Genomic DNA, 14,430 nt, shown 5'->3' on the forward strand with positions numbered 1-14,430 from the left:
CCAACGGAGGAACTTGTGTCTGAACAACATTACGATGTCATCGTCATTGGATTGGGCCCCTGGGGCTCATCGGCGGCATGGCATCTGGCGGCCCGCGGCAAGAACGTGCTGGGCCTGGATCGCTTTGCGCCTCCGCACATGCACGGCTCCCACGGCGGGGCGACAAGGCTGGCACGTCAGTCCAGCAGCGCAGGCGCGCAATACACGACGTTTACGAAACGGACCTTTGAACTGTGGGACGAGCTGGCCGCGAAGACCGGGGCACGGCTGCTGGAACGGTCCGGAACGGTGTTCGTCGGCGAACCCGGATCAATGTGGTTCGACAAAACCGTCGCTTCCCTGAGTGCTTCTGACTTCGAATACGACGTCTTGGACGCTGAGACCGCACGCCAGCGGTTCTCTTGGGCCCGCATCAGCGACGATGAAGTCGCTGTGTGGGAGCCAAACGGCACCGTCGCCCTCGTCCAGCCTGCCATCAAGGCACTCCAGTCCGAGGCGCGGCGGTTAGGCGCAATCCTGCGGACAGGGGAGTCCGTTCTGGGCTGGGACGAGACAGCGGCGGGCGTCGTGGTGGACACCGAACGGGGGAAGTACACCGCCGACAAAGTTGTCGTCACCGTCGGCGCCCGGGCGAACCACCTGATGCAGCTGGACCTGCCCTACAAAGTGGACCGTCAAGTGCTCGCCAACTTCCGCCAGGACGGGCCGCCAAAGCCGGCCATCTACTTCGCCAAGCCACCAGGATCGGAGGAAGCACCCTCCTACGGTTGCTCCGAGCCCAACGGCGACTGGAAGTTCTCCGTCCCGGGAAAGGGAAACTGGATCGACCCCGAGGACCTCAGCCAGGACCTTCATCCCGGAGATATCGAACGGATACAGGACATTCTCCGCGACAGACTTCCGGAAATTGCCCCGGACCCGGTGTCCACCACAGTGTGCATGTGGTCCGAAGTCGAGGACGGGCATTGGGTCATCGGCGAGCACCCCCAGTCATCGAATGTCGTGATTGGTACCGGCGATATGGGCCGGGGATTCCGTTACGCAGCGGCCGTCGGTGAAATGCTGGCCGACCACGTGGAAGGCATCGCCCGCCCGGAAACCAACCTCTTCCTGCCCTCACGGTTCGCCACAGCAAAGGCATGAGGAGTGGCCCCCGTTGATGTCCTGACCGCACCGTTACAGAGCTTGTGGGAGCTCGTAGAACAGTGCGAACAGTGCAGCCAGGACGGTCCCCGACAACAACACAGTGCACCTGCATTCCATAATCAAAGGACATCCAACTCTAATGACCATCGTCCCTGATACCGAAATCACCAGCATAGAGGCGGTGCTTTCATCCTCCCCGGAATGGGGCGGCTGCCATATCACTGCCCGTTCCCTCTCCGGCGGCCAAGCACACAAGAACTATCTGGTACAGGCTGGGCAGCGCTGCTGCGTTGTCAAGCTCTGGAACAACTATTGGGAAACAGTAGGCGTTCTTCCGGCAGCGCATGTCGTGCTGGAAAACACGAAGATCGCCGCTGACATCGGCGTCGGCGCGCCGGTGATCACGGTCTCCGCCGAACCTCCGGCGTTGGCTCTGGACTTCGTCGCCGGCGGCCACCCCCGGCTCAACGCTGACGAAGACTCCATAGCCCGCCTTGTACCAGCGCTCCACCGGCTGCACCATTCAGGCCGTCGATTCCTCAACGACATCAATCCCTTCAAACTAGCGAAACAAAGGATGGCGGCGGCAGAAAAACAAGGCATCGACCTGCCCCCGGGAGCCGCTGCCGTTCAAGAGTTGATGGATCGTGTCGAGGCAGCTCTCGCCCTGAACCCTGCCCAATTCGTTCCCTGTCATCTCGACATCTGGGACGCGAACATCATCAAGCAGACCAGCTCCTTGACGTACAACATCATCGACTGGGACCTCGCCGGAAACTCGGACCCCTGCTATGAAATCGGCTTCATTGCCGCTCAAAACGGGTTCGACGACGAAAAAGCACACGCCCTGTTCCAGGCCTACTTCGGAACCAACGATCCCGCGAAAATCGCCCGCGCCCGACTCTTCATGGCGGTGGCCCACTGGTCCAACAGCGGACTATGGATCACCGCCATGGGAAATGCCGAGCCTAACGACGACGCCGACTATGCCGGCGAACTGCGTACCAGCTGGGAAGGACTGATCAAGGAAATCACCGCCCCCGGCTTCCCCGAACTGATCAAGACAGCCGCCACGCCGGCAGCGCTCGTATAAACAACCAAACACCCCATCCGTAACAGCGGCTGATTCCCCATCAGCCTCAACAACTACGCCCAAAAACGGACCCAACCTCAACAGGAGCAATCCATGAGCGACATCACTGAAGAACAAGCACGACAGGTACTCGAAGCAGCGCGGGAAGCCGCACAATCCTCCGAGACCCTGATGAACATCGCCGTCGTGGACGCCGGCGGAAACCTCAAAGCCTTTGCCCGCATGGACGGGGCCTGGCTCGGAAGCATCGACATCGCCATCAAGAAGGCGCGCACGGCCCGGTACTTCGACATGCCCACCGGCAACATCGGTGCCATCTCCCAGCCTGCCGGCCCTCTGTTCAACATCGAAGTCTCCAACGGCGGCCTGATTACCTTTCCAGGCGGCATCCCTTTGACGAAGAACGGTGCCATCATCGGAGCGATCGGCGTCAGCGGCAGCACTGTCGAGAACGATCACCTGGTTGCCACCGCCGGCGTCAACGCCCTCTAGACCGTTGCCGGGTCAGGCCATCGACCGTCCGGCCCGGCAACGCCCCAACCCTTCCGATTCGAATCCGCACCAACGGCCAAGGACAGCAATGACACTCGACACAGCTATAGAAACGGCCCCCGAGGCCATCCTCGAGAAGAGCCTCATGGGACGCCGCGAACGCACCATCGGACGTCACTCGCCCTTGTTCTACGCCACGCCTCTGGAAGTTGTGGCCGGTGAGGGAGTGTGGGTCGAGGACGCCGACGGCAAGCGGTACCTGGACGTCTACAACAACGTTCCCCACGTCGGGCACTCCAACCCCGCTGTCCGGGAAGCAATCACCCACCAGCTCCAGACCGTCAATCTTCACACCCGCTATCTCAACTCCGCCGTGGTTGAGTACGCCGAAAAACTCCTCTCACTTTTCGATCAGCCACTGGAGCGCGTGTTTTTCACCAACAGCGGCTCGGAAGCGAACGAGTTGGCTTTGAGGATCGCAAGGCAGCACACCGGTAACACGGGCATCCTCATTTCAGACCACAGCTACCACGGCAACACCACCACCCTGGCCGAGCTAACCACTGGACTGCACGTCAAAGAACCCCTCGGCGCCCACGTACGCGCCATCCGCATTCCCGACACGGCCGGGCTCACGGCTGCTAAACGAAAGCGTGTCCTGACGGAGGCGCTGCGGGAAGTAGATGCAGCAATAGCCTCCCTCCAAGCAGAAGGCTACGGCGTCTCCGCCATCCTCTACGATCCGCTGTTCTCCACCGAAGGACTGCTCAAAACCCCCGACGGCTACGTCGAAGGGGTCACTGACCGGGTCCGTGCTGCCGGGGGCCTGGTCATCGCTGACGAAGTCCAATCAGGCTTCGGGCGCATCGGCACTCACATGTGGGGCCACCAAGCCTTCGGGACCACGCCCGATCTGGTCACTCTCGGGAAGCCAATGGGCAACGGACATCCCGTAGGCGGCGTCATCACCACGGCGGCCCTGATGGAGGAATTCGGTGAAAACAACACCTACTTCAACACCTTCGCAGGAAATCCCGTCTCCTCGGCAGCAGGCCTTGCCGTCCTTCGCGTCATGGAAGAACGAAGCCTGCTGGAAAACGCCCACCAGCTCGGCAAATACATCGCCGACGAACTCGCTGCTGTAGCCAAGGGAAACCAACGGATCAAAACGGTCCGCGGCAGTGGGCTGTTCTTCGGACTGGAGCTTGTGAACCCTCAGGACTCAACACCGGACCCCGCCAGTACCAAGGCGCTCACTGAAGAGATGCGCTCCCGGGGGGTTCTCATCGGAAAGATCGGTCGCCACGAAAACGTCCTCAAAATGCGTCCGCCGATGGTGTTCGAACGCGAACATGCCGAGTACATGATCGAACAGCTCCGCCTGGCCTTGGAAACCATCGACGGGCTTACTGCATGAATGGATCTCCCGTACAAGCACCGTAACCCAGGACCCAGGAAGGCCTTGGAACACGTTCAGCCAGCAAACAGAAAAACATCCAATCATCTCCACAATTTTTGCATCAGGAGGAACCATGAACACCAACACCCTGCTCACCTCAACATCCGCCCCCACCCTGACCAGCCTTGATCCGGCAACCGGCGAAACCGTAGGAGAAGCACCGGTCCACACCGTCGAGGACCTCCAGCGCGCCATCGACGAGGCCACCGCAGCCCAACCGGCTTGGGCTGCCCTCGGCCACGAGGCCCGCTCGGCGGCGTTGCTGAAGGCGGCCGACGCCGTTGAAGCCAACGCCGAGGAACTGGCCCGGCTCCTATCGCGCGAGCAGGGAAAGCCGCTGAATGGACCGAACGCGCGCTTTGAGGTCGGCGCCTGTGCTGCTTGGCTGCGAGCTGCGGCGGAAACCCCGCTCGAGGTCGAAACCGTCGTGGACGACGGTGAAACCCGCGCCGAACTGCACTACCGTCCCATCGGCGTCGTCGGTGCCATCGGTCCTTGGAACTGGCCGATGATGATCACCGTCTGGCAGATCGCCCCCGCCCTACGGATGGGCAACGCCGTCGTCGTCAAGCCTTCCGAATACACTCCGCTCTCAGTGCTGGCACTGGTCGAAACCATCAACACGGCCCTGCCCGAGAACCTCGTCCCGGTCGTCTCCGGAGGTCGGGACGTCGGCGAAGCCCTGGCATCCCACCCTGCTATCGGCAAGGTCATGTTCACCGGGTCCACCGCAACGGGTAAGGCGATCATCCGGTCCTCCGCAGACACTGTCAAACGCCTCACTCTTGAACTCGGCGGTAACGACGCGGGCATTGTACTCCCCGACGCGGACCCCAAGGCCATCGCCGAAGGCCTCTTCTGGGGAGCCTTCATCAACACCGGCCAAACCTGCGCCGCGCTGAAACGGCTCTACGTGCACGAGGACATCTACGACGCCGTCTGTGACGAGCTGACCAACGTCGCCCAAGCCATGCCCATGGGCGTCGGGTTGGACGAAAACAACGTCCTGGGCCCGCTGCAGAACCGCCAGCAATACGACATCGTTGCCCGGCTGGTGGACGCAGCGAAGGACTCCGGCGCCCGCGTGCTGATCGGCGGTAACCCAGAGACCGGGCAGGCCGGCAATTTCTACCCCACCACCCTCGTGGCAGACATCGACAACGACAACCCACTGGTCGCCGAGGAACAGTTCGGACCCGCCCTCCCGATCATCCGCTACAGCACCATCGACGAAGCAGTGGAAAAGGCCAATGCCCTCGAAGTAGGCCTGGGTGCTTCGGTCTGGTCCTCGGACCTGACCGCGGCCCGCGAAGTCGCATCACGAATCCAGGCCGGCACTGTGTGGATCAACAAGCACGGTGCCGTGGACCCCCGCGTCCCCTTCGGCGGTGCGAAGCAGTCAGGTTACGGACTGGAATTCGGCGTCGAAGGTCTCAAAGCCCTCGGCGTCCCGCAAATCATCAACGGCTAAGCATCAATGCGCTCGGTTGGCGCGGCAGCCTACGCGGCCGCTGCGCCAGCCTCAGCCGCGTCCGCGGCAATGCCGACGCAGCATCTCACTCGCATCAGCCAATTGAATCCCCACGAGGAGGTGGTGAAGAACCCATGAAACACGGCAAGCACCAAGTGGAAGTGACGGATTGGTCAGTTCTGCAGCCCGGCGAGATGGTCGCAGTGACAGGTGATCCGTTCACCCAAGACACGCTCTGCATAGAAGAAACAGCGCCGGAACTCGGCGTGATTTGGGTCCGCAGGAAGACGAGCGGCGACCGGAAGGTACTGAATGCTGGTGATTACCGGATCTGGCGCCTGACCTAAGAGAAATATGACTGGCTCCCGGCACAACCAACGATCCGTCCTGAGTGCAGCAATCGCAGTGTTCAGTCAGCGCGGCTACGACGCCGCCACCATGGACGACATCGCGGACTTCGCCGGCCTTTCACGGCCGGCGCTTTACCACCATGCACCTTCCAAACAAGAGCTGTTGCGCCTTGCCCTCGAACCGCTTCTCTCAGCACTTGAAAGCATCAGACTCCAGCAGCAAGCCCCCCACGGTCCGGCGATCACCCGGCTTGAAGCCGTAGTGCACCAAATGATCAAGATACTCACCGCGCAGGCTCCTTGCGTCACCCTCCTGCTTCACCTGCGAGGCAACACGGACGTGGAACGTGCTGCTGTTTCCCGCCGCGGCGCCATAGACAACCAGCTCGCAGAATTGGTGTCTGAAGCTTGGAACGAAAACTCAATCCGAAGCGAAGTCGAACCTTTTACGGCAGCAAGACTTCTCATTGGCATGATCAACTCCACCGCAGATGGTTATAGGCCCAGCAATGGACCCACCCCACAACATATGGCCGATGAGATCCTCCGGCTCGCCCTCCACGGAATGAGGTCAAGCCACTGACAACCGCAACCAAAGGGGTGCGGCGAGCGCTTGTACGCACCATCTACCACGCCTGGCCAGCTTCCGGAGCCGTCGTCCTGGTCAGGGCCGGAGGTTGCCGGGCAGCGTCTCTGGGTAACGCCGCCCGGGCCCCCGGCGGGACCCGATGCATGCCGCGGCCCCATCCCACAAGGGGAACTGGAGAACCGGGCATCCGTGCGGTCCTGCCGTCATTAGTAAATATGCTTACCTTCACTCGGCACACGAGTAGTTGGTACTCATATTTCCGGCGGACGCGACCTTCAACTACGCGCCCGCCAACAGGCAATCCGCTCCTGAACTGCGCCGATACTTCGGCTTACCCAAGGAAGGAGAGGGGGCTGCTACTTCCCTTCCTTGCCCTTACCGGAATTGGTCTTGTTCTTGCCGCCGCTCTTGACCTCGGCGATGACCTGGCCGTCCAGGGTGGACTCGGGGGCCTTCTTAACCTTCGGGGCCTGCGCCGGGGCTGGTTCTTGCGGTACGTTTGCCGGCGCGGGCTGGACCTGCCCGGTGACAACCTGGGCTTCCTCAGCAACCGGGACCACAACAGCTGCCGGAACAGTGTTGTCCGGGCTGGTGTTGGCCGCTTCCACGGGCACGCTGGTTTGGCGTTCATTCGTTGAGGTGCCGGGATCGGCGGGCCCCGAAGGATCAGCCGAGGTACCGGCAATCGAGCCGCCCTGCAGGAACAGGACCACGGCCAGCGGAATGGCCGCAACACCGGCCGCAACGCCACCAAGGAGCTTCCTTCTAAGCTTGCTGGTGGGCCTCAGGTTTTCCTGCCCACGTCGCGCCGCGGACACTCGCGCCGCGCGGCGTGCCGAAGGAACGCGCGGGGCGGAAGGAACGTGCGGGGTCCGCGCGGCTACCGGCGCACTGGATGCAACCGGCGCAGTCGTCGGAGCGACGGGCGGCAGGACAGCGGTCGCTGCCATGGCGGACAACCGTCGCGGGCTGGTTAGGGCCTGCTCGACGGCGTCTGCCGAGGGCCGCCGCTCCGGGTCCATGTCCGTCATGGCCTCAAGGAGGCTGATAACGGGAGCGGGCAAGTCCTCGGGGACCTGGGGCCTGCGATGCAGCCGGGCCGCCGCGGTTTCCACCGGAGTGCCCGGATATTCGGCTTTACCCGTCAGGCATTCCAGCAGCACCAGGCCCAGAGAGTAGATGTCGCTGGCCGGGGTCAGGTGCAGGCCTTGGGCCTGCTCGGGGCTGAGGTACTGCGCGGTGCCCACCGTGAAGCCGGTGGCGGTGAGCCGGTTGTCCGACATGACCAGGGCTACGCCGAAGTCCGCCAATTTCACCGACTTCGCGTCGCCTGATTCGTCCGAGACCAGGATGTTCGCAGGTTTGATGTCGCGGTGGATCACTCCGTGCTCATGCACCTGTGCCAGGGCGCCGGCCAAGCGCGCACCAATGGCCGCCGTGTCTTCAACGCTGAGCGGAGCGTCGCTGAGCACTGCCCTCAGGTCGCGGCCTTCGGCGAGCTCCATGACGAGGTAGGCCCGTTCTTCATCATTGCGGGTGTCAACGCCGGCGTCGTAAGCCTGAACCAGTCCCGGGTGATCGAATGCGGCCAGGAGCCGCATCTCCGTCTGCTGACGGAGCTTGAACGACTCGTCGCCGGAGCCCGGGAGGAACAGCTTAAGGGCAACTTCCCTGCCAAGCCGAAGATCCTTGGCCCGGTACACCGTGGACATGGCTCCCCTGCCGAGCACGGATCCCAACTCGTAACGGTCATCAACGATGCCACCACTTGATTCGGCCGATTCGGTGCCGCGGGTATCCACGGTCTCGTCTCTCTTGCCCACCAATTGTCACGCCCTTCAGGCGTTCCCGTGCGCGATGGACCCTCAATGTCCATCACCTACCAGGTAACGCCGTCGATCAAACTTTCACGGTAGCCGCGCGGTCCGCTGTGTGGAGCGAATTCCTTGCGGCTCGAGCAACCCTGCATCTGAACAGCATCATCCGGTTCACCAGATTAGTCATCAGGATACTTACTACCTCGGCAAAGGGGCAACCCGGCACATGAATCCGTGTGGCGTACTGAACTGCGGAGCGCCGGGACTTCAGGGCAGAATGGGACGCATGACCCTCACGACTTTCGCCCTCGTACGCCATGGCCAAACCGACTGGAATGCCGAGCGCAGGCTTCAGGGCGCCACGGATATTCCGCTGAATGACGTGGGGCGACAGCAGGCCCGGGACGCCGTCAATGTGCTGTCCGCTTATGAGTGGGACACCATCGTCTCTTCGCCGCTGAGCCGCGCCGCCGAAACCGCGGACTTGATCGCAGAGGGGCTTGGACTGAACATTGCGCGCCGCGTACCGAAACTCATCGAACGCAGCTTTGGCCCCGCAGAGGGGCTTCAGGCCGGGCCGGAACTCGAAGCATTGCGGATCCCGGGAGGATTCCGCGGGGGCGAAAGCGATGACGATGCAGCAGCCCGCGGAATTGACGCACTGAACGATCTCGCCGAGGAATTCGCCGGGCAGCGCGTGTTGGTGGTCAGCCATGGGACATTGATCCGGCTGACCCTCAGCCGTGCCATCGGCCGGAAGCTGGACAGTGTCCACAACGCTGTCTTGAACCTGGCCCACCACCACGCCGTGGACGGCTGGCAGCTGGACTACTACAACGGCGAGCGCCTCGTCGAAGTGGTGGAAAGCTGATTTCCTCCGCGAAATAGACCCCCAGGTTATTGACATAGGCCATGCAGGTTTTTATATGCTCGTGCCAGTCAAGAAGTTGGCCGTCCAAAGTCCAGTGCGCTGGAGGTCTCCTTGGCACCCCTTCTGGCCGATTCCCGTGCAGATAAGCATGCCGCTTCCCACGGGAGCCAAACCCCGCCTCTTGATGAGGTGCGGCCCGGCAGCGCCATCCGGACACTCACGGCCATCGTGACGTTGGCCGCCGATGGATGGTTCGAACTCAGCGTCCTTCAGATACCCGGACTGGTGGTGCACGCGAGCAGGCTCGACCGGGCACCGGAGGCCGTCCGCAAGGCTGCATGCCAATCAACCGGCAGGGCAGCCTGGGAGTTCGACGTCCACGTCCAATGGTGATGGCCGCAGGAGCCAGCAACCTGGGTGGTCACTGTATTTAATGGCAGGTATGCAGCTCTTCACCGTAGGCCACGGCACCACACCCCGAGCCGACTTCGTCGAGCTTCTGCGGTGGGCGGGGGTGGAGTCGCTGGTTGATGTACGGATCGGTCCGGGCAGCCGGAAGCATCCGCACTTTGGCAAGGATTCGATGGAGGCCTGGCTCCCGGAGGCAGGCATCGCCTACCGCTGGGAGAAGGAACTGGGCGGCTTCCGCAAACTCCTCCCGGATTCTCCGGACACCTCGCTCCGCAACGATTCCTTCCGCGCTTACGCCGGATACATGCGGACGCCGGAATTCGAGGCCGCCCTGAAGCAACTCCTGACAGAAGCCGACCGGCAGCGTACCGCCATCATGTGCAGCGAGACAGTGTGGTGGCGCTGCCACCGGCGCCTCATCTCAGATCACTGCACCCTGCTGCACGGGGTGCACGTACGGCACCTCATGCCAGGGCCAAAGCTGGTGGATCACGCGGTCACGTCCGGCGGCCGGGTACTGGACGGACAGCTGAGGTACGACGCCCCCACCGGCTGAGAACGCGGGCTACTTGGCTGCGAGGCGGGCGCGCAACTGTTCGGCGAAGTCCTCGTATGCAGCGGCGATCTCTTCCAAGTCGACCGTGAGGGGGAAGTCGATGACCGGTTGCCGCTCGGCCAGCAGTTCGGCGGTCTCCTCAACCACGGCCTGCTGCTCGAAATCGCCCAGGCCCACCTCGGTAAGGAAATCCGGATTTACCCGGACCACCGATTCGCCGTTCTGCCCCTCCGAGGCCCAGCGCACCAAGTACTCGTCCTCATTCACGCGTTCGAATTCGAATGTCTTCTCCATAAAGAGCAGCCTAGCGGTCACAGCGCACGACGGCGGGGCTGCCGCCGTCGTGCGCTGTTGACCTTCGGCGAGGTCAGACTTCCGGGCGCCTCTCCACAATGGTCTCCGGGGCCGTGCGCCGTTCCACCACCGTGTGGCGTGTCCGGTTGGACATGATGATGGAAATGATGAGGCCCAGCACGCCTACCACCATCAGGATGTAGCCGATCAGCACCTGGTCCATGAAGGGAATCAGCCCCGGTGCCAGGGCGAAGGCCAGGATGGCTCCTATGGCGATCAATGCAATGGAAGAACCTATTCTCATGACGTGCTCCTTCCGCGTCCGGTCGGGCACAGGGGGTAATCCCGACCGTTGGATATAGTCAGAGTACTGATCAATTCCGCTGACGGCTAGGGTTTTGTGTCCTTCTTTGTCCCACGCAGAAACGCCGTGCCGGACCAGGCGAACGGTCCGCCGCACTCGCCCTGTTCCCGGCAAGCGGGTACGGTCAGGCTAAGTCCTGTCCCCGGGAAAGCAAGGAGCCGCCCTATGCCGAAGATCGAGGATTACGCACTGATCGGAGACCTCCATACGGCCGCCTTGGTGGGCCGCAACGGCTCCATCGATTGGATGTGCCTGCCCCGGTTCGACTCGCCGGCCTGCTTCGCCGCTCTGCTGGCGGACAGTGACGCCGGCCGGTGGCTCCTGGCCCCCGCCAACCCGGCCCCAGGCAGTGACGGCAACTGCACGCGCCGCCGGTACCGCGAAGACACGCTGATCCTGGAAACGGAATGGGATGTGGACGGCGGCAGCGTCCGGGTCACGGACTTCATGCCGGTGCGCGACGACGCCGTGGACCTGGTCCGGATTGTCGAGGGCCTCAGCGGCGAAGTGGCCATGACCATGGAACTCGTGCTCCGCTTCGACTACGGACGCGTGGTGCCGTGGGTGCGGAGGCATGGCCAGGGAATCAGCGCCGTAGCGGGTCCGGATTCGGCCTACCTCACCACGCATGCCCCGCTTCGAGGCCACGACAAGCGAACCGTCAGCGAGTTCACCGTCCGGGCCGGGGAACGGATTCCTTTTGTGCTGCGGTGGGCGCCAAGCCACGAACCCGAGCCCCGCCGGATCAATCCCTCCCGGGCCCTGGACACCACCTGTTCGTTCTGGCGCGACTGGATCGACCGGAGCGAGATCACGGGCAAATACAAGGAACCAGTGGAGCGCTCGCTGATTACCTTGAAAGCACTCACTTATGCACCGACGGGCGGGATCGTGGCCGCTGCAACCACGTCCCTTCCCGAACAGCTGGGCGGCTCCCGGAACTGGGACTACCGCTACTGCTGGCTGCGCGACGCTTCCCTGACGTTGCAGTCACTGCTGGCCGCCGGGTACACGGAAGAAGCGGCAGCATGGCGGGACTGGCTGCTCCGCGCGGTGGCCGGGGACCCGGCCGACCTCCAGATTGTCTACGGGCTCGACGGCGCCAGGCGGCTTCCCGAATTCGACCTGCCTTGGCTGCCCGGTTACGAAGGTTCAGCCCCCGTTCGCATCGGCAATGCCGCGGCACCGCAGCTGCAGCTGGACGTCTGGGGCGAGGTCCTGGATGGCCTGGCCCTCACCAGGGCAGCCTCCCCGGCGGGATCGGGGGACAGCTCCTGGGATATCCAGATCGCTTTGATGGAATTCCTCGAAGGAGCCTGGGACCAGCCGGATAACGGGTTATGGGAGATGCGGGGCCCGCGCCGCCACTTCACGCATTCGAAGGTCATGGCATGGGTGGCCGCCGACCGCATGGTCAAGGGCGTCAGGAAGTCCGGGCTGCCCGGACCCGCTGACCGCTGGGCTGCGCTCAGGTCCACCATCCACAAGGAAGTCATGACCGATGGCTTCAATCAGGAGCTGAACACGTTCGTGCAGTCTTACGGCAGCACGGAACTGGACGCGAGCCTGCTTCTCATTCCCCGCGTGGGGTTCCTGCCGCACAACCACCCCCGGGTCGCGGGCACTGTGAAGGCGATCCAGGAACGGCTCACCGAGGACGGCCTGGTGCTGCGCTACAGGACAGAATCCGGGCACGACGGTTTGGAAGGCCACGAAGGCGTGTTCCTGGCGTGCTCGTTCTGGATGGTGGATGCCTTGCTGGGCATCGATCGGAAGGACGAGGCAACGCAGATGTTCGAACGGCTCCTGGACCTGCGCAACGACGTCGGCCTGCTGAGCGAAGAATGGGACCCGCGGACCCAGCGGCATTTGGGAAACACCCCGCAAGCGTTCAGCCACTTCCCGCTCATCCACTCGGCCCTGCAACTACACCATGGCCAGGCCCACGACAGCGACACTCCGTTCACGGAACGGAAGCACGGCCAGCAGGAGTCAATGCCCAAGAACCCGGAACCGTCCAAGGGAAAGAAGTAGCTCCTCACTGATGGCGCAGCGTCAGCTCTCGGTCTTCTGCTCGTCGGGGTCCGGGAGTTCGGCCTTGTGCCTGGCCTCCTCAAGGTGCTGATCCAGCTTCCGCTCCGCATCACGCCGGCGCTGGCCGACGGCCCGCATCTGCTGGGTGGTGGGCGAACCGACGTCGTCACCAGTACCGTAGCCGCGTTCCTCCGAAGGTGCGGCGGGGCGGGACTTCTCCTGGTCATCCATAGGGACATCGTCCCACTGTCAGCCCCGCAGCGACACCACGGGTACCGGGCCTAGCGGACTTCCGGCCACCCCGTGTAGGACTCGGCGAGGTATGCCTTTCCGTGTTCGGAGGAGACCACCGAGCGGAGTTCACCAAGCTGGCGGGCACGATCAAAGTCGTCGGCGCCAGGGACGGTGTGCAGCATCGAGGTCATCCAGTAGGAGAAGTGCTGGGCCTTCCAAACCCTGTCCAGCGCTCGGTCGCTGTAGGAATCCAGCAGTACCGAAGAACCCTTCGAGTAGAAGGAATCGAGGCCTTCAAAGAGCACCTTGACGTCGTTGATGGCCAGGTTGAGTCCCTTGGCACCGGTCGGCGGAACGGTGTGCGCGGCATCGCCGGCCAGGAACAGGTTGCCGTAGCGCATGGGGGTGTGCACGAAGCTGCGGAAAGGCAGGACCATCTTGTCCAGGACAGGGCCTTCCTTGAGCTCAAAGCCGTTGCCGTTGACGCGCTTTCGGAATTCGGACCAGATGCGTTCGTCGTCCCAGTCGGCCACGTTTTCTTTGGGGTCGCACTGGAAGTACATGCGCTGGACGGTTTCCGTGCGCTGCGAGATGAGCGCGAATCCGTGCTCCGAGTTGGCATAGATAAGCTCGTCCGAGCTGCGCGGGGCTTCGGCAAGAATTCCGAACCACGCAAAAGGGTACTCGTGGAAGAACCATTTGCGGTTGGCCTCCGGGATCTGGAAGCGGCAGTGGCTGCGCGAGCCGTCGGCACCCACCAGGAAGTCAGCCTGGATTTCGAACTCCTGGCCATCCGAATCGGTGAACCAGACTTTCGGCCTGCCCTCGAGGTCGGACACGGAGGTGTCCGTGACGCTGTACCGGACGTCGCCGCCGTCGGCCTCACGGCGGGCAGCGAGGTCCATGAAGACGTCGGTCTGCGGGTAGAGCCACACCGACTCGCCAACAAGCTCCTTGAAGTTGATCCGGTGGCTTTCGCCGTTGAAGCGCAACTCAATGCCGTCGTGGCGATCACCCTCGCGCAGCACCCGATCTGACACTCCGGAGTCAACCAACAGGTTGACGGTGCCGTGCTCCAGGATTCCGGCGCGTACCGTTTCCTCGATGTCCTTGCGGCTGCGGATCTCCACCACTACCGATTCGATGCCCTGCTTCGCCAGCAGGTGGGAGAGCATGAGCCCTGCGGGTCCGGCGCCCATGATGGCGACTTGGGTGGTGATGGTGGTGCGTGCCATGATTTCCTCGCTCC

At 63.0% G+C, this 14,430-nt stretch carries 16 protein-coding genes; 11 read left to right on the forward strand and 5 right to left on the reverse strand.

The window, feature by feature from the left end; genetic code table 11:
* Window positions 1–15 precede the first annotated feature (15 nt).
* The 7 genes from solA to RI444_RS20525 all read left to right on the forward strand — a co-directional run bounded on the left by solA (window position 16) and on the right by RI444_RS20525 (window position 6,594).
* Window positions 16–1,143, forward strand: a complete 1,128-nt coding sequence (gene solA / locus RI444_RS20495) for an N-methyl-L-tryptophan oxidase (protein ID WP_242703191.1) — start codon at window positions 16–18, stop codon at window positions 1,141–1,143.
* A 142-nt stretch (window positions 1,144–1,285) separates the two neighbouring features.
* Entirely contained in the window at window positions 1,286–2,239 is a 954-nt protein-coding gene (locus tag RI444_RS20500; protein ID WP_179012738.1) for a phosphotransferase, read from the forward strand.
* Window positions 2,240–2,332: 93 nt separating this feature from the next.
* Entirely contained in the window at window positions 2,333–2,731 is a 399-nt protein-coding gene (locus RI444_RS20505; protein WP_179012739.1) for a GlcG/HbpS family heme-binding protein, read from the forward strand.
* Between the two features lie 88 nt (window positions 2,732–2,819).
* Window positions 2,820–4,148 (forward strand): aspartate aminotransferase family protein, encoded by a 1,329-nt coding sequence (locus RI444_RS20510; protein ID WP_316963847.1) that lies wholly within the window; start codon window positions 2,820–2,822, stop codon window positions 4,146–4,148.
* A 115-nt stretch (window positions 4,149–4,263) separates the two neighbouring features.
* Window positions 4,264–5,661 carry an aldehyde dehydrogenase family protein gene (locus tag RI444_RS20515; RefSeq protein WP_207605389.1) on the forward strand — a complete coding sequence of 466 codons (1,398 nt, stop codon included), beginning with the start codon at window positions 4,264–4,266 and terminating at the stop codon, window positions 5,659–5,661.
* Between the two features lie 134 nt (window positions 5,662–5,795).
* Window positions 5,796–6,008 carry a hypothetical protein gene (locus RI444_RS20520; protein WP_179012742.1) on the forward strand — a complete coding sequence of 71 codons (213 nt, stop codon included), beginning with the start codon at window positions 5,796–5,798 and terminating at the stop codon, window positions 6,006–6,008.
* A gap of 91 nt (window positions 6,009–6,099) precedes the next feature.
* Entirely contained in the window at window positions 6,100–6,594 is a 495-nt protein-coding gene (locus RI444_RS20525) for a TetR/AcrR family transcriptional regulator (protein WP_316963848.1), read from the forward strand.
* Window positions 6,595–6,956: 362 nt separating this feature from the next.
* Here the strand turns inward: RI444_RS20525 and RI444_RS20530 are convergent, their stop codons facing one another.
* On the reverse strand, window positions 6,957–8,423 hold the full coding sequence (locus RI444_RS20530; protein WP_242703190.1) for a serine/threonine-protein kinase: 1,467 nt from the start codon (window positions 8,421–8,423) through the stop codon (window positions 6,957–6,959).
* 271 nt (window positions 8,424–8,694) lie between these two features.
* Between RI444_RS20530 and RI444_RS20535 the strand changes: the two genes are divergently transcribed.
* The 3 genes from RI444_RS20535 to RI444_RS20545 all read left to right on the forward strand — a co-directional run bounded on the left by RI444_RS20535 (window position 8,695) and on the right by RI444_RS20545 (window position 10,255).
* Complete coding sequence (locus tag RI444_RS20535) at window positions 8,695–9,288, forward strand: histidine phosphatase family protein (RefSeq protein WP_062098484.1); 594 nt, start codon at window positions 8,695–8,697, stop codon at window positions 9,286–9,288.
* A 111-nt stretch (window positions 9,289–9,399) separates the two neighbouring features.
* Window positions 9,400–9,681 (forward strand): hypothetical protein, encoded by a 282-nt coding sequence (locus RI444_RS20540; protein ID WP_062098486.1) that lies wholly within the window; start codon window positions 9,400–9,402, stop codon window positions 9,679–9,681.
* A gap of 49 nt (window positions 9,682–9,730) precedes the next feature.
* Window positions 9,731–10,255, forward strand: coding sequence for a DUF488 family protein (locus tag RI444_RS20545; RefSeq protein WP_200769301.1), 525 nt, complete (start codon window positions 9,731–9,733; stop codon window positions 10,253–10,255).
* A gap of 9 nt (window positions 10,256–10,264) precedes the next feature.
* Here RI444_RS20545 and RI444_RS20550 read toward each other — a convergent pair whose 3' ends face one another.
* Together RI444_RS20550 and RI444_RS20555 are read right to left on the reverse strand one after the other, a co-directional pair.
* Window positions 10,265–10,549 (reverse strand): hypothetical protein, encoded by a 285-nt coding sequence (locus RI444_RS20550; RefSeq protein WP_069696193.1) that lies wholly within the window; start codon window positions 10,547–10,549, stop codon window positions 10,265–10,267.
* A gap of 73 nt (window positions 10,550–10,622) precedes the next feature.
* Window positions 10,623–10,853 (reverse strand): DUF6458 family protein, encoded by a 231-nt coding sequence (locus tag RI444_RS20555; RefSeq protein ID WP_021472945.1) that lies wholly within the window; start codon window positions 10,851–10,853, stop codon window positions 10,623–10,625.
* 225 nt (window positions 10,854–11,078) lie between these two features.
* Between RI444_RS20555 and RI444_RS20560 the strand changes: the two genes are divergently transcribed.
* The gene (locus RI444_RS20560; RefSeq protein ID WP_021472944.1) at window positions 11,079–12,947 is read left to right on the forward strand and encodes a glycoside hydrolase family 15 protein; all 1,869 of its coding nucleotides are present in this window, start codon (window positions 11,079–11,081) and stop codon (window positions 12,945–12,947) included.
* A gap of 21 nt (window positions 12,948–12,968) precedes the next feature.
* Here the strand turns inward: RI444_RS20560 and RI444_RS20565 are convergent, their stop codons facing one another.
* Together RI444_RS20565 and RI444_RS20570 are read right to left on the reverse strand one after the other, a co-directional pair.
* Entirely contained in the window at window positions 12,969–13,178 is a 210-nt protein-coding gene (locus RI444_RS20565; protein WP_062098494.1) for a hypothetical protein, read from the reverse strand.
* Between the two features lie 50 nt (window positions 13,179–13,228).
* Window positions 13,229–14,416 carry a 4-hydroxybenzoate 3-monooxygenase gene (locus RI444_RS20570; RefSeq protein WP_207605388.1) on the reverse strand — a complete coding sequence of 396 codons (1,188 nt, stop codon included), beginning with the start codon at window positions 14,414–14,416 and terminating at the stop codon, window positions 13,229–13,231.
* Window positions 14,417–14,430 lie beyond the last annotated feature (14 nt).

Origin of the sequence: Paenarthrobacter sp. AT5 (assembly GCF_032764245.1) — a bacterium.
In the GTDB taxonomy this organism is placed as follows: Bacteria; Actinomycetota; Actinomycetes; order Actinomycetales; family Micrococcaceae; genus Arthrobacter; species Arthrobacter ureafaciens.

What these genes read in the sequence shown, in the direction of transcription:
- RI444_RS20505 (WP_179012739.1), top strand. Translation starts at nt 2,333, where the DNA reads ATGAGCGACATCACTGAAGAACAAGCACGACAGGTACTCGAAGCAGCG.
- RI444_RS20500 (WP_179012738.1), top strand. Translation starts at nt 1,286, where the DNA reads ATGACCATCGTCCCTGATACCGAAATCACCAGCATAGAGGCGGTGCTT.
- RI444_RS20545 (WP_200769301.1), top strand. Translation starts at nt 9,731, where the DNA reads ATGCAGCTCTTCACCGTAGGCCACGGCACCACACCCCGAGCCGACTTC.
- RI444_RS20570 (WP_207605388.1), bottom strand. Translation starts at nt 14,416, where the DNA reads ATGGCACGCACCACCATCACCACCCAAGTCGCCATCATGGGCGCCGGA.
- RI444_RS20565 (WP_062098494.1), bottom strand. Translation starts at nt 13,178, where the DNA reads ATGGATGACCAGGAGAAGTCCCGCCCCGCCGCACCTTCGGAGGAACGC.
- RI444_RS20550 (WP_069696193.1), bottom strand. Translation starts at nt 10,549, where the DNA reads ATGGAGAAGACATTCGAATTCGAACGCGTGAATGAGGACGAGTACTTG.
- RI444_RS20515 (WP_207605389.1), top strand. Translation starts at nt 4,264, where the DNA reads ATGAACACCAACACCCTGCTCACCTCAACATCCGCCCCCACCCTGACC.
- RI444_RS20555 (WP_021472945.1), bottom strand. Translation starts at nt 10,853, where the DNA reads ATGAGAATAGGTTCTTCCATTGCATTGATCGCCATAGGAGCCATCCTG.
- RI444_RS20520 (WP_179012742.1), top strand. Translation starts at nt 5,796, where the DNA reads ATGAAACACGGCAAGCACCAAGTGGAAGTGACGGATTGGTCAGTTCTG.
- RI444_RS20510 (WP_316963847.1), top strand. Translation starts at nt 2,820, where the DNA reads ATGACACTCGACACAGCTATAGAAACGGCCCCCGAGGCCATCCTCGAG.
- RI444_RS20525 (WP_316963848.1), top strand. Translation starts at nt 6,100, where the DNA reads ATGGACGACATCGCGGACTTCGCCGGCCTTTCACGGCCGGCGCTTTAC.
- RI444_RS20535 (WP_062098484.1), top strand. Translation starts at nt 8,695, where the DNA reads ATGGGACGCATGACCCTCACGACTTTCGCCCTCGTACGCCATGGCCAA.
- RI444_RS20560 (WP_021472944.1), top strand. Translation starts at nt 11,079, where the DNA reads ATGCCGAAGATCGAGGATTACGCACTGATCGGAGACCTCCATACGGCC.